We start from the raw sequence: 22,339 nt of genomic DNA on the forward strand, positions 1-22,339 counted from the left end.
AATGAAACGAATAGTCTTTGAACTTATTTTTATCGCAACGACCTGGTATATCTTTTTACCGCCTCTTAACCTGACCAGCTGGGAATTTCTCTTTTTCCTCTGTGGGCATTTGCTGGTTGTAGCAATCTTATTTGGTTTTGGCAAGGGGATAAACCTTGTCAAAACGGTTCATGTGCGCCACGGCAAGGCGGAAGCTGCCTTAAATCTTGAGGGTTTCAAAATCAATCGGTTAGGGAAAATCCTTTTAGCTTCTATTGGAGGAATTCTTCTCTTAGCAGCCTTGGTTTCCTTGGTAACTTCTAGCATTTTTCAGGCTAAAAATTATGCCAATGTAGTCACAGTTACGGAAAAAGACTTTACTGAATTTCCTAAGACTGATACCAGTAAGGTTCCTATCTTAGATAGAAGTACCGCTGAAAAAATTGGTGACCGCTACTTGGGTTCCCTAACAGATAAGGTGTCGCAGTACGTAGCGGCAGACACCTATACCCAATTGACGATTGATGGGAAACCTTATCGAGTTACGCCACTAGAATACGCAGATCCTATCAAGTGGTTTAACAATCAGGCCAAGGGAATCGGCGAATATATTAAGGTGGACATGGTAACCGGAAATGCGGACTTGGTGGACTTGAAGACACCAATCAAGTATTCGGACTCGGAGTATTTTAACCGCGATGTCAAGCGTCACTTGCGCTTGAAGTACCCAACCAAGATCTTCAAAACTCCATCTTTTGAGGTGGACGATGAGGGCAATCCTTTCTATGTAGCAACCGTTTACCAAAAGCAATTTGGGCTTGCGGTTCCTCGTCCTGTTTCAGTCATTATCTTGGATGCTACAAATGGAGAAACCAAGGAATACAGCTTGTCAGATGTTCCAGAATGGGTGGACAGGGTTTATCCAGCTGAGGAAACCATTGAGCAAATCAACTATAACGGCAAGTACAAGGATGGTTTCTGGAATGCCATGATTTCCAAGAAAAACGTGACCCAGACTACCAAGGGCTATAATTACTTGTCTATCGGAAATGACATTTACCTCTACACAGGTGTGACTTCGGCCAATGCGGATGAAAGTAATCTTGGTTTTATCCTTGAAAATATGCGAACAGGAGAAATCACTAAGTATAGCTTGGCTTCTGCGACCGAAGAATCAGCCCGTGAATCAGCCGAAGGTGCTGTTCAGGAGAAATCCTACAAGGCAACCTTCCCAATCCTCATCAACCTTAATGACAAGCCTCTTTACATCATGGGTTTGAAGGACAATGCTGGCTTGGTCAAAGAGTATGCTCTGGTAGACGCAGTCGAGTACCAAAACGTTATCGTAGCTACGACAGTGGAAGAGATGCTCAGCAAGTACGCCAATAAAAACGACCTTGAAATTGACAATGCAACGACAGAAAGCATCAAGGGAGTAGTAGCAGACCTCAAATCAGCTGTTATCAAGGGAGACACCGTCTACTTCTTTAAAGTTGATGGCAAGATATACAAAGTCAAGGCCTCAGTCTCAGATGACCTTCCTTACCTTGAAAATGGTAAAACCTTCGAAGGTCAAGTAGGAAAAGACAACTATCTCAAGACCTTTAAAGTACAGTAATACTCTTCGAAAATCAAATTCAAACCACGTCAACGTCGCCTTGCCGTACTCAAGTACAGCCTGCGGCTAGTTTCCTAGTTTGCTCTTTGATTTTCATTGAGTATAAAAAAGGTTTATTTAAGAAATATATATTATAATAAGGTAAATTAAGACTAATGGAGGACAAATAAATGGGTTTTTATTTGATGCTTGCTTCAATGCTACTCGGACTGCTCGCTTTGAAGATAGGTTTTTCTCAGTTCAAGGAGAAAAAAGATAAACTTTTATCTATCTTAACAAGCTTAGCAGGCATATCCCTTGTTCTCGTGGCTGTCTGGTTAGGATGGCCGAAATAAATATAGAAACCTCGGTCAAACCGAGGTTTTTCAGATGAATTTCTTGGTAGCGGCTAAAAAATATGCTACACTATTAATATGAAAATTTTAATCCCAACAGCAAAAGAAATGAACACAGATTTGCCAAGTATTGAAGCCACTCCTTTAAAACCAGAAAGTCAGGCCGTACTGGATGCCTTGGCTCTCTATTCTGCTAGTCAATTGGAGAGTTTTTACAAGGTATCAGCCGAGAAGGCGGCGGAAGAATTTCAAAATATCCAAGCTTTGAAAAGGCAAACTGCTCAACACTACCCAGCCTTGAATCTATTTGATGGGCTTATGTACCGCCATATAAAGCGTGATAAATTGACCGAGGTAGAACAAGCCTATCTTGAAAATCATGTCTTCATTACCTCGGCTTTGTACGGAGTCGTACCAGCCTTGTCACCCATAGCCCCTCACCGTTTGGACTTTTTGATGAAGTTAAAAGTCGCAGGTAAGACTTTGAAGAGCCATTGGAAGCAAACCTATGATGAAGCTATGAATGGTGAAGACCTAATTTTCTCTCTCTTGTCATCCGAGTTTGAGACTGTATTTTCTAAGGAAATCAGAGGAAAAATGGTGACCTTCAAATTCATGGAGGATAGAGGTGGTCAGCTGAAGATTCATTCAACTATTTCTAAGAAAGCGCGTGGTGCCTTCCTGACAGCCCTGATAGAAAATCAAGTACAGACGGTGGAGGAGGCTCGTCGCTTAAGCTTTGCAGGGTTTACCTACAGAGAAGATTTGTCACAGCCACAGGAATTGGTTTTTGTTAAGGAAGTATAGAAATCAGATAAGAGAAAAAGTCAGCAGGACCCTGCTGACTTTTTAGTTTATAAAGTATTTATATGAATCTCATTTGATAAAGTATTAAGATGATTAACCAAATCCATGATTGACAGATGGTTTCGACAAATAAACTTCTTGGTAATCCCTGGAATATAGAAATTAGACACGATGATATCGTAATCTGTCTGATTTAAAATCTCAGGACTTGTTTGTAATTCATCCCAAATATCGAAGGTAAAGCGGTTATTACAGTAATAGGAAAGCATATCAACAAAGGTAAGGGATATAGCATGGTCAAAGTTACTGATAATCAAAACCTTGATAGGTGGTCGATTTTCTAACAACTGAGTAGAGAGGTTTTCAGCATGGGTTAAGATGGTGTACATCAGGTGTTCCAACTGTTCAGGATGGTCATGCTGTCCAATTGCTTGACGGTATTGAGCCAGTTCTTGACGTGCACTTCCCATAAAGTCTGGGAAGTAAACTTCAAATTTTTTAATCGTCAATGCTTTTTGTTCAAATAGGATTGGGGTAGAAAAGATTTCCTGTCTTTCAAAGAAAGCAGTGTTGTGTAAATGCCAAATCAGCTCATCGTGGTTAGTAAAAGTAATCTTATATTGTTTTGATAGGCGTTCTAATATTTGACTAAGTAATTGGTATGAGTATCTTGCTCCACTGTTCTCTTCTAAAGAGTTGAAGAATTCTTGAGGATCTAAGAAAAGATTGTTTTGAATAAAGGATATAAAAATTTGGGCGATGATATCTGGAGTCATTTCAAATTCAAATACTTGAGAGAAATAGCCTAGTAACTCTTCAAAATTTGGAATATTCATCAAAAGAGGGTAGTATTCATCGAAGAAATGATTTGGTAAGTCGATAAAATGACCATTTTTGACGCGGTAAATACTGATAGCTATCATCAATTTGTACATTCTATAAATTGAAAATCGCATTGGATAATTCGTGATTTTATAGAAGAAATCAGCAAACTCTGTTAAATCCTCCTCAGGAAGGTCTGGAAAAGGCCAGTCTAGGAAATAATAGCGCTCAGAAAAGTATTGGGCAAAAAAATAACGAATATCCGTTTCATTACCAAGAATTGCAGTAGGGGTAAAAGATAATTCAATCTGAAATTGTGATGATAGAGTTTTTGTAATATTTCGGCCTAATCGATAGAGGTTGGCACTACTTGAGTGAAGATTTTCTATCGTTCGATAAATAGGTAGCCCCTCATTGAAGAACATATACTCTAGTAATTGAAAAGACTGAGAATGAGCAAGAAAATATTGATAAATATCTTCTACACTAGTGTTAACATCTAAATCAATCATAATTCCGTTAACGGAAGATTGGATGTCAATATTTGGGAAAGCTGTTCGTAATTCATTTTAATCATTTTTTAGGATTCGTTCTGTACATCCTAATTTTTCGGCAAGTGCATGTAACCTTATCCAATTACGATTCTGAATTAAGGTTTCCATTAAACGTAATTGTCTTTGGTCTTTTGTGGATAAAAGGTTGCGCATTTAGGTATTTCCTCCTAAATTATATTGTATCATAATTATGATTCTTTTGTACAAAAAAACAAGAATTAAAAATATGTACATTAAATTCAAAAAAAAAAAAAAAATATGGCTCCATGGTACAAAAATCAGATATATTAATTTCATAGATAATATTGATTAATGGCTCAAATAGTTGTAAAGTGTAAACTATAAATTACTATCTAGGAGTTTGAAATGAAACATTCACATAAGAAATCATTTGACTGGTATAGCATGCAACAACGATACTCTATTCGTAAGTATCACTTTGGTGCGGCTAGTGTCTTGCTCGGGACAGCCTTAGTCTTGGGAACTGCTGCCAATGCGCAATCAGTACAAGCGGAGGAACAACATCCTGAAGCAACTAATAGTGTTTCTGTTGATAAGGTAGAAGAAGCTACTAAACCAGCAGAAGTATCAACACCTAAAAAAGAAACAACTTATGCAGCTCCAACTGTAGCTAATCCAGTAGAAACGACTCCAGTTAAAACTGAAGAAGCTACTAGACCAGCAGAAAAAGTTGAAGAAGCAAAAGACAAAAAAGAAGAAGTAACGCATCAAGATGCTGTTGACAAGTCAAAATTGTTAACGGCTCTTTCGCGTGCTAAAAAATTAGAAAGCAAGTTATATACAGAAGCAAGTGCTGCTAACTTGCAAGCAAGTATCCAAGCTGGTCAAAGCTTGCTTGGGAAAGCAGATGCATCTGAAGCTGAAATATCAGCAGCAGAGACATCTATCCAATCGGCTATTATTGGTCTAGAACTTCGTTCTAACTCTGATAAAGGAACTGTATCAGAAACTCCTGTAGTGAAGAAAGCTGACACAGCAGAAGCCAAAGAAGAAGCTAAGCCAGTTGCAACAACGACTGACCGTTCAGCTGTTGATAGTAGCGTTTTAGCAACTAATGCACCTGCCAAAGTAGAAACAACTTCAGCTCCAAAATCTACTAATGAAATCTTGAAACCAGGTTTGAGCCTTTCTGATGCTCGCCAAAATCCAGCTATCCGTAAGGAAGACTTGGATAAAGGTCATAGTGGCTTTAGAGCGGCTAGCAATCCAGCCAACCCAATTGTCTCAGGTTCTGGAAATACAGTTGCATTTTCAGACATCAGCCAAGGTGGTCGTAGTTATAGTTTCCGTGGCTACGGGAACTCACGTGGTGGTAATTCAATTCATTACGATGTAACAACAGTACGTCAAGGTAATAAATTGAATTTCACAATCAAATATTCTGGTCCGGGCGAATTTGTTAATAATAACTTTATCTTGGATAAAGGGGATGGATTTGGAAATCCTTCCAATGCGACAATCACAACTCCAAGGTTAAGAGATCAATCAAAACCTATTAGCCAAGGTGCCAACTACGTATCTCACTCAGGATACAGTATGACCTCTGCTACTTCAACAAATACGGAACAAACAATCAGATTTAGTTTGCCAATCAATAATCCAAATGGTGACTTGTCTGTTCGTTTGAAACCTGTTACTTTTAACGTGGACCAAGGTGGTGGCGGTGCCGCTACTAGCAATGACCCATACAGCAACTCCAACTATTATCATAGAGCAAATCCACTATACTTGGATGCAAACCCTTATGGTGGTACTAATAATAAGACTGTTTCAGAAGACATTGATTTCCAAACAGTCTACCTTCCAACTAGTAAATTACCAGAAGGTCAAACTAGATTAGTTCGAGAAGGTGAAAAAGGACAACGTCAAATTACCTATAAAGTTCATCGATTTGGTAACGAAACACTTTTAGGATTGCCAATTAGTAATTCTGTTACTAAAGAAGCTAAGCCACGTATTATGCAAATTGGTGTGGCTAAAGAGCTAATCGATACAGTAAAACCACGTGTTGATCAAAATAAAGTTGGTGATACAAATAACCTCACTTTCTATCTTGATAACGATGGAAATGGTGTTTATACTGAAGGCGTAGACGAACTTGTTCAAAAAATTGCTATTAAAGACGGAGCACAAGGTTTACCAGGACGCGACGGACGTGATGGCGCAGCAGGTCGTGACGGACGTGATGGACGCGACGGTAAAGACGTCTTGAACGGCAAAGTTAACCCAGAAGCAAATCAAGGTAAAGACGGCGATAAATACGTTAATACAGAAACAGGCGACGTCTTCGTTAAGAATAACGGCAACTGGGAAAAAGAAGGCAACATCAAAGGCCCTAAAGGGGACAAAGGTGAACAAGGACTTCAAGGTCGTGATGGTCAAGACGGAGCACAAGGTTTACCAGGACGCGACGGACGTGATGGCGCAGCAGGTCGTGACGGACGTGATGGACGCGACGGTAAAGACGTCTTGAACGGCAAAGTTAACCCAGAAGCAAATCAAGGTAAAGACGGCGATAAATACGTTAATACAGAAACAGGCGACGTCTTCGTTAAGAATAACGGCAACTGGGAAAAAGAAGGCAACATCAAAGGCCCTAAAGGGGACAAAGGTGAACAAGGACTTCAAGGTCGTGATGGTCAAGACGGAGCACAAGGTTTACCAGGACGCGACGGACGTGATGGCGCAGCAGGTCGTGACGGACGTGATGGACGCGACGGTAAAGACGTCTTGAACGGCAAAGTTAACCCAGAAGCAAATCAAGGTAAAGACGGCGATAAATACGTTAATACAGAAACAGGCGACGTCTTCGTTAAGAATAACGGCAACTGGGAAAAAGAAGGCAACATCAAAGGCCCTAAAGGGGACAAAGGTGAACAAGGACTTCAAGGTCGTGATGGTCAAGACGGAGCACAAGGTTTACCAGGACGCGATGGCCGTGATGGCGCAGCAGGTCGTGACGGACGCGATGGACGCGACGGTAAAGACGTCTTGAACGGCAAAGTTAACCCAGAAGCAAATCAAGGTAAAGACGGCGATAAATACGTTAATACAGAAACCGGCGACGTCTTCGTTAAGAATAACGGCAACTGGGAAAAAGAAGGCAACATCAAAGGCCCTAAAGGGGACAAAGGTGAACGTGGAGAAGATGGTAAGACTCCAGAAGTAACTGTAACTCCAGGTAAAGACGGCCATAGTACTGACATTACATTCACTGTTCCAGGAAAAGATCCAGTTACAGTAAATGTTAAGGACGGAGAAAATGGTCTAAACGGTAAAACTCCAAAAGTTGATTTGCTCCGTGTCGAAGGACAAAATGGAAATCCATCTCATACAATTGTGACATTCTATACTGATGAAAACAATGATGGTAAGTACACTCCAGGAACTGATGAACTTCTAGGTTCTGAAATGATTAAAGATGGTGCTAAAGGTGCGGACGGACGTGATGGTAAATCATTGCTTACTGTCAAAGATGGTAAAGAAACTAAAGTTTACCAAGAAGATCCAGCACATCCAGGTCAACCATTGAACCCAGAAAAACCTCTTGCAGTTATTAAAGATGGAGTGGACGGAGTCTCTCCAACAGTAACAGCTGTTCGTAAGGATGAAGAAGGGCATAAGGGTGTAGAAATCACTGTTGATAACCATGATGGTTCACAACCAACTACAGTCTTTGTTCAAGATGGTGCTAAGGGAGAAACTGGTGCAACCGGTCAGGATGGACAAACTCCTACAATCACTACTCAACGTGGACAAGATGGCCAAAGCACTGTTGTAACTATCACAACACCAGGTAAAGATCCAGTAACCTTCACTGTAAAAGATGGTAAGAATGGTAAAGATGGCCGTACACCAACTATTGACTTAAATGCATTGGTGGAAGCAGTTAGAAGAGGTGCTGGATCAACTTCTAATTTACAACCTTCTGGAACATCAAGAAGTGCAAGAAGAGCAAGAAGTGTAGGAGATAATCCAGATGAAGTAACTCCACCAGCTCAACCAGCATCTTCAGATTCAACAGCATCACAACCAGTAGATGGTACTCGTATTACAGCATACTATGATAACAATGGTAACGGTAAATACGATCCAGGTGTGGATGAATTAATTGGTACAAGTGATATCTTGAATGGTACAAATGGACGTAACGGTGCAGATGGAGCTTCTGGTACAGATGGCCGTAACGGTGCCGAATTATTAAGTGGAGTTACTGCACCAACTGCTAAAGATGGTAAAGATGGTGATACTTACATCGATGCTAACACAGGTGATGTTTACAAGAAAGAAAATGGTTCTTGGAACAAAATCGGAAATATTCGTGGACCTCAAGGAGTAGCTGGTGAAAAAGGCGATAAAGGTGAAAAAGGCGACAAAGGTGAAAAAGGTGAAAAAGGCGAAAACGGAGCTAATGGAGCAGACGGTAAATCACCAGTTGTAAATGTAACGGACAATGGAGATGGAACACACTCTATTACTGTTAGAAACCCTGATGGTTCAGAATCTACAACGAAAGTTAAAGATGGTAAAGACGGTAAAACTGCAACTATCACTACAACAGAAAACCCAGATGGAAGTCACACAATTACTGTAACAAATCCAGATGGAACATCTAAAGAAACTGTTGTTAAAAACGGTAAAGATGGTAAGACTCCTAAAGTTGAAGTAACTGATAACGGAGATGGAACTCACACTGTTAAAGTTACAGATGGAGACGGTAATGTTACAAATGCTATCATCAAAGATGGTAAAGACGGTAAAGCTGCAACAGCAACAACTACTGAAAATCCAGATGGAAGCCACACAGTAACAATCACTAACCCAGACGGAACTAAGAATGAGTTTGTCGTTAAGAATGGACGTGACGGTGTTGATGGACGTACTCCAACCGCATCTGTTCGTGATAATGGAGACGGAAGTCATACAATCGTTATTACAAATCCAGAAGGTGTGACAACTGAAACCACAGTTCGTGATGGTAAATCACCAAAAGTGACTATAACTGATGAACAAAATGGAACTCATAAGATCTCAGTTCTAAATGGTGATGGAACAACTACTGAAACAATCATTAAAGATGGTAAATCACCAGTAGCAACAGTTAGAGATAACCATGATGGTACTTACACTATCCGTGTAGAAAACGGTAATGGTACTGTTTCTGAAACCACAGTTCGTGACGGTAAATCACCAACTGCTAAGGTTGTGGATAACGGAGATGGCACTCACACTATCACAGTTGTGAACTCAGACGGAACAACTACAACAACAACAGTTCGTGATGGTAAAGAACCAAAACTTGAAGTTATTGATAACAACAATGGTTCACATACTATTAAAGTGACAGGTGCTGATGGTAAAGAAACTACAACTACAATCTTTGATGGTAAATCACCAAAAGCGAACATCGTTGATAACGGAGATGGAACTCATACATTAACAATCGTAGATTCTGATGGTCGTGAATACAAATCTATTATCAAAGATGGTAAAGACGGTAAAGATGGCGTTTCACCAACTGTAACTGTTAAAAATAATAACGATGGAACTCACGTTGTAACAATCACTAATCCTGATGGAAGTAAGACAGAAATGGTGATTAAAGACGGTAAAGATGGTAAATCACCAAAAGTTTCTGTTGAAGATAATGGTGATGGTAGTCATACAATCACAATCATCAATTCTGATGGAACTGTGACAAAAACAGTTATTAAAGATGGCAAAGATGGTAGAGATGGACGTGATGGTCGAGACGGCAAAGACGGAAAATGTGGATGCCAAGACAAACCAGTAACACCATCAAATGACAAACCAGTTCCTCCAACACGTAATGTGCCAGAAGGACCAACGTTTGCAATGCCAGAACCACCAGTTCATGAATTGCCAGAATTCAACGGTGGTGTGCCAGGAATGCCAGAAGTTCATGAATTGCCAGAATTTAACGGTGGAGTACCAGGTATGCCTGAAGTTACTGAAGTACCAGAATTAGATATGCCAACAGTACCAGCACAACCAACACCAAGTGTACCGGTTAAACCTGTGCCAGCACAACCAACACCAAATGTACCGACACCAGAAGTGCCAGTACAACCAACACCAAATGTACCGACACCAGAAGTGCCAGTACAACCAACTCCAGTTGTTCCAACACCAGAAGTACCGGTTAAACCAGTACCAGCGGTTCCAGAACAACCAGTAGTACCAACACCAGCTCAACCAGCAACTCCAGTAAATGCTAACCCAGTAGTTCCAACTACAGTTAAAGAAAACCATGGGGACAAATTACCTGAAACTGGAAGCCAATCTGATTATATCTCTGTTCTTCTAGGTAGCGGTATTCTATTGAGCCTATATGTAGGTCGAAGAAAAGAAGATTAATCAGCCAAAAGCAGTCACTAATTTCTCGAAAGAAGATGATAAGTGATAGATCTCGAATGAAAGAATATTCTTAGAATGATTTTCCTATGATGGAAAAGACTGCTAAAAACCTTGAGTGGCAACGCTCAAGGTTTTTTTGGATGGCTGATGTTTGTCTGAAAATTTTGATTGAGTCTAAAAATGCCACCCTATTAGGTGGCGATAATTGATTTAGACTTCTTAAAATTCTCTATTTTTTACTGAACTGCTGCGAGCAAGTCTTGAGCTTGTTTTTCAATTGAGTTTAGGACTGTTTCTTCGAGAACCAATTTTCCGTCTGCCCAGGCAGAGTCGTTGACACGTGCAGCAGTGAAATCACCAACGACTTGTGTACGGATAAATGGCAAGAGGTCCTTGTAGATAGAGAAAAGTTGATCGTGACCTGCATTGGCTACAGATGATACTGTGACAAACTTGTCTTGAAGAGCAGAAGCGCCACGTGTATCAGATAAGTCAAGGGCACGAGATAGCCAATCAAGCAAGTTTTTCACTGTTCCAGGGATAGAGAAATTGTAGACTGGAGAGAAAATCCAGATAGCATCCGCAGCGAGAACCTCTTCACGAGCAGCAGCTACAGCTGGATGAGTTGGAACTTCCAAATCTTGGCTGAAAAGAGGAAGGGCTGAATAATCAAGATAGCTAACTTCTGCTTTACCAGCAAGTGCTTTCTCAGCTTCGAGGGCCATTTGGTGGTTGAAAGAACCTTGACGTAGTGATCCGACGATAAATAATACTTTTTTAGACATAATGTGTCTCCTTTTGCTTAAAATTTCGAGAACCCTCTTGTTGTTATAAAATATATTACAACAAAACAAAAGGACTTGCAAGAGATTTGCTCAGAGTTTATTTGAAAATTATAAAATTGCTGAAACTCTAGTCAGTTGCCACTGGAAAAGTAAGAACTGTTTTTTGGATTTTAGTTTTCTTTGATTTTATAGGAGTATTCCAATATTCTCTTGTAATATAATGACATAAGTGCTAAAATAAACAAGAAAACTAGCAATAGAAACCACAGAACAGCTATTTTCCGGTATCATTTCATAAATCATTAAAGGAACAATAATGGCATTGAAGAATGCTTCTAAAAGGGGTGGAGATCATGTAAGGCAAAGATTAACAAGTGACGGACAAAAGAAATAATAATACACTTGTTAAGGAGAAAAGATGTTAATAAGAAATTATCGGAAAAATATTGGCCTGATGGCCGGAGTTGAGTTTTTTGCATTTCTAGGGATTACCAGTTTTTGGATTCTCTTTCTCAGTCAAAACGGAATGTCTCTTTGGCAGATTGGATTTCTGGAGAGTATTTTTCATACGACCAGTCTTCTCTGTGAAATTCCATCTGGTATGTTAGCTGACCGCTATTCCTATAAGACCAACCTTTATTTAAGTCGTATAGCAGGGATTGTGTCTTCTATTCTCATGTTGGCTGGGCAGGGAAATTTTTGGATTTATGCACTAGCTATGGCGATAAATGCCTTGTCTTATAATTTTGATTCAGGAACAAGCGCAGCAATGGTCTATGACTCGGCTGTAGAGGCTGGACTAAAAGAACGCTATCTATCCATTTCAAGTTTCATGTCAGGAGTAGCAGAAGGAACTCGGTCTTTGGGGACAGTGTTGGCGGGATTTTTTGTCCATGGTCAATTGCACCTGACCTACTATATCATGATTGCCACTTCTATCATAGTTCTTGTCTTGATTTGGATGCTGAAAGAACCTAGTGTCAAGCTAGAAAAAGCTGATAGTGTGACGATGAAACAGATTATTTGGACTGTTAGGGATGAGTTGGAGCGAAATCCCATGCTTTTCAACTGGATGATTTTATCTCAGATTGTCGGAACACTTATGTGCATGTTTTATTTTTACTATCAAAATCAGTTACCGGATTTAAGTAGCTGGCAAATTTCAGCAGTTATGCTACTTGGTAGTCTCCTGAATATCCTTGCAGTCTATCTAGCGAGTAAGATTGGAAAGAAATATGCTGCCTTGAAGATTTTCCCTCTTCTCGTCCTGCTGACTGGAGTCACCTATATGCTGTCCTACTTTAGAACACCTCTAATCTATATTTTGATTTATTTGATTAGTAATGCTCTATATGCTCTTTTTCAGCCGATTTTTGACAATGATTTGCAAGAGCGCCTTCCAAGTGAAGTAAGGGCAACCATGCTGAGTGTCTACTCTATGATGATTAGCCTAAGTATGATTGTATTCTTCCCACTGACAGGGTGGTTGATTGACCATTTAGGCTTTGTAGTAGCATTTCTTTATCTAGGATTCTTTTTAGTCATGATTAGCCTTCTACTGCCTGTATTTTTAGGAAAAATGGCTAAAAGAATAGATAATAAAATAATACCATAGATTAAAAGAACTTCTAAAAACTTGAGTGCCAAGCTCAGGTTTTTTAATAGGTTGATTTTGGAGCTGTCTTTAATTTTCTTGCTCGGTTTTAGCTAAGAAAAATCTGTTTTGTTTGAAGGAAGAAATAATATAGGTTTGTTCTTGCATTCACTTGTAATAAAGCCCAATAGATGGTAAAATAGACGAGTGAAAAAAAGACAAAACAAAGCAAAAAATAATCTACTGTGGCAGTATGGTCTAGGGATGACGATTTTGTTTGTGGTTATCAGTGCTTCCTTTCTGTATCTGGTTTCTCTCGGCATGAAACCCTATCAAACAGCTAAAAGTGAAGGAGAAAAATTAGCTCAGCAGTATGCAGGATTAGAGCAGGCTGATCAGGTTGACTTATACAATGGCTTGGAATCCTATTATAGCGTTCTTGGTCATAATAAAAAACAAGAAGCACTTGCTGTCCTGATTGGAAAAGATGACCATAAGATTTACGTTTATCAGCTAAATCAAGGTGTTTCACAAGAAAAAGCAGAAGCTGTTTCGAAGGAAAAAGGAGCTGGCGAGATTGACAAGATTACCTTTGGCCGTTATCAAGATAAGCCAATCTGGGAAGTCAAGTCAGGCTCTGATTTTTATCTAGTAGATTTTGAAACAGGAGCATTGGTCAATAAGGAGGGCCTATGAAACTATCCAACCGTGTTTTAGAAATGGAAGAAAGTGTCACTTTAGCTAGTGATGCGAGAGCAAAAAAATTAAAAGCTCAAGGTAAGGATGTCCTTTTCTTGACCTTGGGACAACCAGATTTTCACACTCCTGAAAATATTCAGGATGCTGCAGTTAAAGCTATTCGAGAAGGACAGGCTTCCTTCTATACAGTAGCTTCAGGTCTACCAGAATTAAAAGCTGCAGTGAATACCTACTTCGAGCGCTACTATGGCTATTCTGTCGCAAGTAACGAGGTTACCTTTGCTACAGGTGCCAAGTTCTCCCTCTATACTTTCTTTATGGCTGTAATCAATCCTTTAGATGAGGTTATTATTCCAACTCCATACTGGGTTAGTTATGGAGATCAGGTCAAGATGGCAGAAGGGATTCCAGTCTTTGTTCAAGCTAAAGAAGACAATGATTTTAAAGTCACGGTGGATCAACTAGAACTAGTTAGGACAGATAAGACAAAGGTTTTGGTTCTCAATTCACCATCTAATCCGACTGGTATGATCTATACTCGTGAAGAATTACTAGCTATCGGAAATTGGGCAGTTGAGCATGACATTCTGATTTTAGCAGATGATATATACGGCCGCCTTGTTTATAATGGAAATGAATTTGTTCCAATCTCAAGTCTATCAGAAGCAATTCGTAAGCAAACCATTGTTATCAACGGTGTATCTAAGGCCTATGCCATGACGGGTTGGCGAGTTGGTTATGCGGTAGGTGATTCTGAAATCATTGCAGCTATGAGTAAATTGACGGGACAAACAACTTCAAATTTGACATCTGTTTCTCAATATGCGGCTATTGAAGCCTTAACAGGACCACAGGATTCTGTTGATATCATGCGTCAAGCTTTTGAGGAGCGTCTCAATACCATTTATCCGCTATTATGTGAGGTCCCTGGTTTTGAAGTCGTTAAGCCACAAGGAGCCTTCTATCTCTTTCCAAATGTTAAAAAAGCCATGGAGATGAAAGGTTATACGGATGTGACTGACTTTACAACAGCTATTCTTGAGGAAGTTGGTTTGGCACTCATAACAGGAGCTGGCTTTGGAGCGCCAGAAAATGTCCGCCTCAGCTATGCGACAGACCTAGACACGCTTAAAGAAGCAGTTAAACGTTTGAAAGCATTTATGGGTAGTGAGAATGATTGATCATTTTGAAATTAAGGTAAAGGATTTACAAATTTCAGAAGGATTTTATAGGAGTTTTCTCGCCCCTTTGGGCTATAAATTGGCTTTTAAAACTACTTCTCTAATCAGTTTTCTTGCCCCAAATAGCCCTCATCCTGGTGGTGACTTTTGGTTAGCTCAGGGGACGCAAAATCCTATTCACTTTGCTTTCTTAGCAGAAAATAAGGAAGAGGTTCAAGCTTGTTATGAGGCTGGCTTAGAGGCAGGTGGGCTAGACAATGGTGCTCCTGGTTATCGCAGTGAGCATCCGATTTATTATGCTGCTTTTATGATTGATCCAGATGGGAACAATATAGAGGTGGTTTGCCATAAAGAATAAAAAAGAAAAGGAAAAATAATGACAAAACGTGTAACGATTATTGATGTAAAAGACTATGTTGGGCAGGAAGTGACGATTGGCGCTTGGGTTGCCAACAAATCAGGAAAAGGGAAAATTGCCTTCTTGCAATTGCGTGATGGAACAGCCTTCTTCCAAGGTGTAGCCTTTAAACCAAACTTTGTAGAAAAATTTGGTGAAGAAGTAGGACTTGAGAAGTTTGATGTTATCAAACGCTTGAGCCAAGAAACTTCTGTTTATGTGACAGGTATTGTCAAAGAAGACGAACGTTCTAAGTTTGGCTATGAATTGGACATTACAGATATCGAAGTGATTGGTGAATCTCAAGACTACCCAATCACACCAAAAGAACACGGAACAGACTTCTTGATGGACAACCGTCACTTGTGGCTCCGTTCTCGTAAGCAAGTAGCGGTGATGCAAATTCGTAACGCTATCATCTACGCAACTTATGAGTTCTTCGACAAGAACGGCTTCATGAAATTTGATAGCCCAATCCTTTCAGGAAACGCGGCAGAAGATTCAACTGAACTCTTTGAAACTGACTACTTCGGAACTCCAGCCTACTTGAGCCAATCAGGTCAGCTTTACCTAGAAGCAGGCGCTATGGCCCTTGGTCGTGTCTTTGACTTTGGTCCAGTATTCCGTGCTGAAAAATCAAAAACACGTCGTCACTTGACTGAGTTCTGGATGATGGACGCAGAGTACTCATACTTGACACATGATGAGTCACTTGACTTGCAAGAAGCTTATGTAAAAGCTCTTCTTCAAGGTGTTCTTGACCGTGCGCCTCAAGCCTTGGAAACCTTGGAGCGTGATACAGAACTCTTGAAACGCTACATTTCAGAGCCATTCAAACGCATTTCATACGATCAAGCCATTGACCTCTTGCAAGAGCATGAGAATGATGAAGACGCTGACTACGAACATCTTGAGCATGGTGATGACTTTGGTTCACCACACGAAACTTGGATTTCAAACCACTTTGGTGTGCCAACATTTGTCATGAACTATCCAGCAGCCATCAAGGCATTTTACATGAAACCAGTTCCTGGAAATCCAGAGCGCGTGCTTTGTGCAGACTTGCTTGCTCCAGAAGGCTATGGAGAAATCATCGGTGGTTCTATGCGTGAGGAAGACTACGATGCCCTTGTCGCAAAAATGGATGAACTTGGCATGGATCGTACTGAGTATGAATTCTACCTTGACCTTCGTAAATACGGTACAGTTCCACACGGAGGATTTGGTATCGGTATCGAACGTATGGTAACCTTTGCAGCAGGAACAAAACACATCCGTGAAGCTATCCCATTCCCACGTATGTTGCACCGTATCAAACCGTAAAAATAAAATAAAAAGTTATTATGATAAAAAGAAGGAGGATTCCTTCTTTTTTTGAATTTTGGGTACAAAAATAATATATAAAAATACGAACATAAAGCTCTTTTTGATTGACAATATTCTGAGAAATATGATAAAATCGGACTAGCGAATATTGTGTTGAGACTAGTTTAAGACTTCGTTCTTAAGCAGGAAAGGAAGTGAATATTAAACATTTCAACATTATTCCAGTTTAATAACATATAAATAAAAAAGGAGAAACCATGTATTCAAGAATGGAAAAAAATCACGGACAAAAAGTGCAACGCTTTTCAATCCGTAAGTATAGTTTTGGTGCGGCATCAGTAGCTGTAGCAGCTTACATGATGTTTGGTGGAGCAGCAACTGTTCAGGCTCACGAGCAAGGTACATCAACTACAGTGACTAGCGAAAAGGTTAACTCTGATGCTGGAAATCAAGCAGATTCAACCATGCCTCTAGCTTCGACTGAAACTGCTACACCAACAGCTGAGCAACCATCAACACCAGCGCCTGCAGCAACGCAACCAACAGCACCGACTGAAACACCAAAAGCCGAAGAAGCTCTAGCACCAGCTTCAAAGGCTGACACAAGCAAATTGGAAGCAGCTATTGCACGTATGGAAGCAGCTCTTGAGAAAGCTGGTCTAACTGAAAAGACTGCCTCAGCTATTGAAGCAGCAAAAGCAGAACTTGCTAAGGCTCAATCCCTTTTGTCAAACGACAAAGCTACACAAACAGAAGTTGATTATTCAACAAGTTCTTTGAAAAACAGAGCTTTCGTATTAGAAAGTATGCCAAAAGCAACTGCAGATAAGAAAGAAAACAAAAACCAAGATTCACGTAATGGACAAGCCATTCCTGGACAAGGTGAAAGTGGGTTTAGAGCAGTAGATACAACTGCAGCTAATTCAGCAGAAGAAGCAACTAAATATAAAGGTGCAAGAGATGCGGCTTTACCAGAATTGGAAGCTAATATTGCTAAAATTAAAGCTGAACTTGCAGCTGAAGAAGGAAAAGCTGCTAACAAACAAGATTTAGCTAAAATTGACACATATAAAAAAGTGATCGAAAAAGCTGAAGGGATTGCAACAGCAGCAAAAGCTGCAGATGCAACATCAGCTAAAGAAATGAGCAAACAAGCGGAAGCTGTTAAATCTGAACGTGATTTATTAAAATTATACTTAGATGGAAAAGCTGATTTAGGAGCTCCAGTAAGTGAAAACCATGCTGGATACGGAAACAACCCTTCTAACGGTGTATTCGAAAGCTTAAAAGAAGGTTTTGGAGATAAAGTAACTTTCTCAGATGCAGATAAAAAATCATTTACTGTAGCTAAACAATATGAAAGTGGACGCGATTTAACAAATAAAATCAAAAATCTACCGGATGCAAAAGACCCAATCGGAAGTGCAACATACAACTGGCAAGAAAAAGCTATTACAAAAGCTGATGCAGAAGCTGGTATGCTAAATGGGTGGAAAATTGAAAATGGTGAAAAAGTTAACGCTGTTAAACCACTTGATGTGACAAATGTTACAGATAAAGATGGTAATACAAGTGACCGTGAAGTATGGAAATCTAAAGTTTACACAAATGATGGTGAATTAATAAAATATCAAACTTCAGGTGAAGTAAGTTACGTTAATGGTAGTGGTTTAGTACCACTAGCAATGCCAACAATCACTGGAAGAGCTTCAGAGGATTCTAGTAAAAGAGTTCTAGGAATGCAAAATAATACATTTGGAGAAGTGAAAAACCGCGATTATTACTTAGAATTAGGTAGTCAAGGAACAACTCTTTCTAAAGAGTATGATGTAAATGCAAATTCTCGTTTAACTGTAAGTTTAATTCACAGTGGAGCATATGGTGGTTCTACAGCAACAGATGCTGGGGAACGCGTTAAATTAAAAATTGTGGATGCTTTCACTGGTGCTGAAATCAAACCAGTTGATGGTAAAGATGGAGCATTAACAACAGAACAAGGACCATATTCTGGAACTGGTTGGACTCACTTAGATAGATTATATGATATTCCTGAAGGTACTACAAAAGTTAAAGTGTTAATTGAAGCAGGAGAACAAGGAACAAATTCATTAATCAATAATAATAATATCAAATTAAAAGATGGTTATATTATTGGTGGAATTGGTATTGCAACAGCACCTGCTGCAGAAGTAGTAACAAATGTTCGTTCTGAAAATAAAAAAGGTAAATATGGATATACAAAAGACACTATTTATGAAAAAGGTCAAAAAGGTGTATTTGATATCGATATTAAAAATACTGGTGGAATGAATATTGATTATTACACTGCTCAAAAAGTAGAAGTAACAGTAAAAGTTCCAAAAGGTGTAACATTAGAAGATAAAATCTATAATGCAAATGGTGGAAGTGCATATTTAGGCCATACTTTTGCAAATGATATTGTCTGGACACCAAATGATCCGGCTGATAATACGCAAGGTGGAACAATCACTTATAAAGTACCAGCGGGGAACCGTATGCCAGCAGCAGAAGCTGGATCACGTAAAACTGAGATTCCATTTACAACTGCAGATAATTTCATTGGACCAGCTGATTTCAAGGTAACTGTGAAGAGTGGATTTGGAGATACTGATGCTTTAGGAAATAGATTATATTCATACACTGCATTAGGAACAGATCCTGCTTATTCAAACCAATTTAACCGTAATGGTCTAGCGGATTCTGACAACCCTGACTATGTATATGGAAAAGTTATCTTTATCAACAGCTTAAAAGGAAGTACAGTTGTTACAGTTCCAATTAATACAACTAATGGTCAATTGAAAGAAGTAGCAATCGCAAAAGCTAAAGAAGAGATTGCATCAGCTAACTTCATTCAATTATTAGAAAAAATGAAAGCAACAGCAGCACTTGGAGATACTACTGGAAGTCTTTCAAACGTTCAAATTAGCTCTAAAGATAAAGTAGAAATTACTAAAATTGCTGAAGACGGACGTGGAATTGTTAAAGTTCCTGTAACTTATACAGCAGACGGTAAAACATATGAAACTACTGTTGATGTAGAAGTAAACGTTGTTAAATCAACAACTAAACCAGTGGTGGTATTTGAAGGCGATGAAATTGCTCCAGCAACAGTTAAAGAAAATGTAACTCCAGCTGAAATCGATAAAAAAGCTGGTCAAGCTAACGAACCACAAGCAACGGATATCTTTGATACTAATGGTAAAGTTGGACAAACAGATCTTAAAGTACCTACAACAGTTACTTACAATGTAGATGGAACTACAATTACAGAGAACGTTGAAGTACCAGTAACTGTGTTACCAAGACCAAAAGCTGATGAAATTCTTGTTGCTAAGAATAGTGATAAAGAAGAAGCAAAAGCTAAAATTCTTGAGAAAGCAAAAGCTGCACTTGGTGAATCTTATACAAACAAACTTCCAGCGGGAGTAACGTTTGATAAAGATAATATGACTGTTGGAGAAATCCCTGAATTAACAGAAGATGGAGAAGTACCAGTAACTGTAAAATATACTGTTAATGGTGAAGAGAAAACTACTGTAATTAAAGTACCAGTAACAGTAGTAGAAGGTACTCCACAAATCGTACCAGTAGATCCAAAAACTGCTCCAAAAGCAGAAGATAGCATTGACCCAGCTGATTATCCAGAAGGTGCGAAATTCACTTATGAAAAAGAACCTGATACATCATCAACTGGAGATAAAGAAGTTAAGGTTATCGTAACAGATAAAGATGGTAACGAATTAGTAAGAGTACCAGCAACAGTACGTGTAGTTGGAGCTTATAGACAGTATGTGCCTGTTGATACTAAACCTGAGACAGTCTTGGCTAAAGATAATATTGATCCAGAAGAGTTTCCAGAAGGAACAACATTTGAGTACAAGGATAAAGATAATAAACCAGTAGATACAAAAACAACAGGAGATAAAGATGTTGTTGTTGTAGCAAAACTTAACGGTGAACCAATTGCAGAAATTCCAGCGAAAGTTACTGTAGTAGGTCCTAAGACTCAATATGTAGTAGCAAATCCTGAAAATACTCAACCAAAACCAGCAGACAGCCTTGTAGATAAAGAGAAATATAGCTTCCCTGATAATGCTACTTTCGAATACAAAGAGAAAGTAGATACAAAAACACCAGGTGAAAAAGATGTAACTGTAGTTGTTAAAGATGAAGGTAAAGATACAATCGTAGAAGTACCTGCGAAAGTTAAAGTGGTACAAGGAAATCCACAAATCATTCCTGTAGATCAAGGTCAACCACTTGCAGAAAACAGTATTAACAAAGGTGATTATCCAGAAGGTGCTACATTCGAATACGAAAAAGTAGATGGAAAAGATCCGGTTAATATTTCGGAAGCTGGGGATAATCCAGTAACAGTTGTAGTTAAGGACAAAGATGGTAATGTGTTAGTTAAAGTACCAACAACAGTGCGTGTCGTAGATGCTTACAGACAATATGTACCAGTAAATACTGATCCAACTAAAGTGGTGCCTGCAGAAAATATTGTCCCAACTGACTTCCCAGAAGGAACAACATTTGAATATAAAACTCCAGTTGACACATCAAAACCAGGAGATAAAGATGTTGTAGTTGTAGCAAAACTAAATGGTGAACCAATTGCAGAAATCCCAGCGAAAGTTACTGTAGTAGGACCTAAGACTCAATACGTAGCAGCAAATCCTGAGAATACTCAACCAGATGTGAATAAATCTGTAGATCCATCTGTTTTCCCTAAAGAAGCAAAAGCAAAAGTTGGGTACAAAGAAGATGTTGACACTAAAACACCAGGAATTAAAGATGTAACAGTAGTTGTTAAAGATGAAGATGGAGATTCAATCGTAGAAGTACCTGCGAAAGTTATTGTAGTTCAAGGTAAAGAGCAAGAAGTTACAGTGAATCCAGATAAAGCTCCAGAAGCAAAAGATAATATTAATCCTAAAGACTTCCCAGAAGGGGCAACATTTACATTCAAAGAACAACCTGATACAAAAACACCAGGTAAGAAGAATGTAATTGTAGTTGTTAAGGATAAAGATGGTAATCTATTAGTTGAAGTTCCAGCAGTTGTAAATGTGGTAGAACGTAAAGAAGAGCCACAAACACCAAAAGAAACTGTTACAGCAACACCAATCGAAGTAGAAGTAGGAACACCTATTACTAAAGATGATGTTAAGAAACATATCGAACTTCCTAAAGAAGAAGGATGGGAAATCATCGAAGAGAACTGGGTAATTCCAACAACAGAAACAGCTGGGAAAAAACCAGGAGTTAAGGTTAAGGTGAAATTACCAACAGGAGAAATAGTTGAGTTAGAAGTACCAGTAACAGTAACTCCAAAACGTGGTTCTGAGTCACAACCAAACAATGGTGGTGGAAATGGTGGTAACAACTACAGACCAACTCCTACTCCACAAAATGTTCCGTCAAGACCAACTGCTCCTGATCAACCTGTAACTCCTACGGAACCAGGACAGCCAGCAACACCAAATCAAACTCAACCAGCGGCACCAGCTCAAGCAGATGCAACAGTAGCAACTGACACAGCTGCTAAACCAGCAACACCTAAATATGTTGATGGTCAAAAAGAATTGCCTAACACAGGTACAGAAGCTAACGCTAGTCTTGCAGCGCTTGGACTTCTTGGAGCCCTAGGTGGATTTGGACTTCTTTCTCGCAAGAAAAAAGAAGACTAAAAACTTATAGTTTTTAAGAAGATGATTCGTCATCTTCTTTTTTTATTTCGGTGTTTTTACTTGCGTAAAAAAATATTTTCTAGTATAATAGTTTATTGTGAGCGAACCTCACTTACCCCTTGCAAA

General features: G+C 39.2%; 10 protein-coding genes and 2 pseudogenes. 10 read left to right on the plus strand and 2 right to left on the minus strand.

Annotation, left to right across the window (positions count from 1 at the left end):
- Position 1 precedes the first annotated feature (1 nt).
- The 3 genes from ACLNCP_RS05265 (at position 2) to yaaA (ending at position 2,739) form a co-directional block, all read left to right on the plus strand.
- Positions 2 to 1,597 (plus strand): hypothetical protein, encoded by a 1,596-nt coding sequence (locus tag ACLNCP_RS05265; RefSeq protein WP_153210751.1) that lies wholly within the window; start codon positions 2 to 4, stop codon positions 1,595 to 1,597.
- A gap of 170 nt (positions 1,598 to 1,767) precedes the next feature.
- Positions 1,768 to 1,932: a YczI family protein gene (locus ACLNCP_RS05270; RefSeq protein ID WP_084886634.1), complete on the plus strand. Its 165-nt coding sequence runs from the start codon at positions 1,768 to 1,770 to the stop codon at positions 1,930 to 1,932.
- 78 nt (positions 1,933 to 2,010) lie between these two features.
- Positions 2,011 to 2,739 (plus strand): peroxide stress protein YaaA, encoded by a 729-nt coding sequence (gene yaaA, locus ACLNCP_RS05275; RefSeq protein ID WP_261014969.1) that lies wholly within the window; start codon positions 2,011 to 2,013, stop codon positions 2,737 to 2,739.
- Positions 2,740 to 2,786: 47 nt separating this feature from the next.
- Here the strand turns inward: yaaA and pclR are convergent.
- Positions 2,787 to 4,268 (minus strand): annotated as a pseudogene (gene pclR, locus ACLNCP_RS05280) (virulence transcriptional activator PclR).
- A gap of 213 nt (positions 4,269 to 4,481) precedes the next feature.
- Between pclR and pclA the strand changes: the two are divergent.
- Positions 4,482 to 10,022 (plus strand): annotated as a pseudogene (pclA, locus tag ACLNCP_RS05285) (pneumococcal collagen-like adhesin PclA); the annotation flags it as partial.
- Positions 10,023 to 10,750: 728 nt separating this feature from the next.
- Here the strand turns inward: pclA and ACLNCP_RS05290 are convergent.
- Positions 10,751 to 11,299, minus strand: a complete 549-nt coding sequence (locus ACLNCP_RS05290) for an NADPH-dependent FMN reductase (protein ID WP_084923128.1) — start codon at positions 11,297 to 11,299, stop codon at positions 10,751 to 10,753.
- A gap of 418 nt (positions 11,300 to 11,717) precedes the next feature.
- On the opposite strand from ACLNCP_RS05290, the gene ACLNCP_RS05295 reads away from it, so the two are divergent.
- The 6 genes from ACLNCP_RS05295 (at position 11,718) to ACLNCP_RS05320 (ending at position 22,213) form a co-directional block, all read left to right on the plus strand.
- Positions 11,718 to 12,914 carry an MFS transporter gene (locus ACLNCP_RS05295; RefSeq protein ID WP_424844138.1) on the plus strand — a complete coding sequence of 399 codons (1,197 nt, stop codon included), beginning with the start codon at positions 11,718 to 11,720 and terminating at the stop codon, positions 12,912 to 12,914.
- Between the two features lie 186 nt (positions 12,915 to 13,100).
- Positions 13,101 to 13,589, plus strand: a complete 489-nt coding sequence (locus ACLNCP_RS05300) for a cell wall elongation regulator TseB-like domain-containing protein (RefSeq protein WP_049543393.1) — start codon at positions 13,101 to 13,103, stop codon at positions 13,587 to 13,589.
- Entirely contained in the window at positions 13,586 to 14,773 is a 1,188-nt protein-coding gene (locus ACLNCP_RS05305; protein ID WP_261030691.1) for a pyridoxal phosphate-dependent aminotransferase, read from the plus strand. Before ACLNCP_RS05300 ends, ACLNCP_RS05305 begins: the two co-directional genes overlap by 4 nt.
- A complete protein-coding gene (locus ACLNCP_RS05310) occupies positions 14,766 to 15,131 on the plus strand; it encodes a VOC family protein (protein ID WP_000565230.1) in 366 nt (121 codons plus the stop codon). The genes ACLNCP_RS05305 and ACLNCP_RS05310 overlap by 8 nt, the downstream gene beginning before the upstream one ends.
- A gap of 18 nt (positions 15,132 to 15,149) precedes the next feature.
- Complete coding sequence (gene asnS, locus ACLNCP_RS05315) at positions 15,150 to 16,493, plus strand: asparagine--tRNA ligase (RefSeq protein ID WP_061457589.1); 1,344 nt, start codon at positions 15,150 to 15,152, stop codon at positions 16,491 to 16,493.
- A gap of 260 nt (positions 16,494 to 16,753) precedes the next feature.
- Entirely contained in the window at positions 16,754 to 22,213 is a 5,460-nt protein-coding gene (locus ACLNCP_RS05320; RefSeq protein WP_424844139.1) for a Rib/alpha-like domain-containing protein, read from the plus strand.
- Positions 22,214 to 22,339: the final 126 nt, after the last annotated feature.

It is taken from the genome of Streptococcus sp. CL6.35 (assembly GCF_049737915.1).
Classification (GTDB): Bacteria; Bacillota; Bacilli; order Lactobacillales; family Streptococcaceae; genus Streptococcus.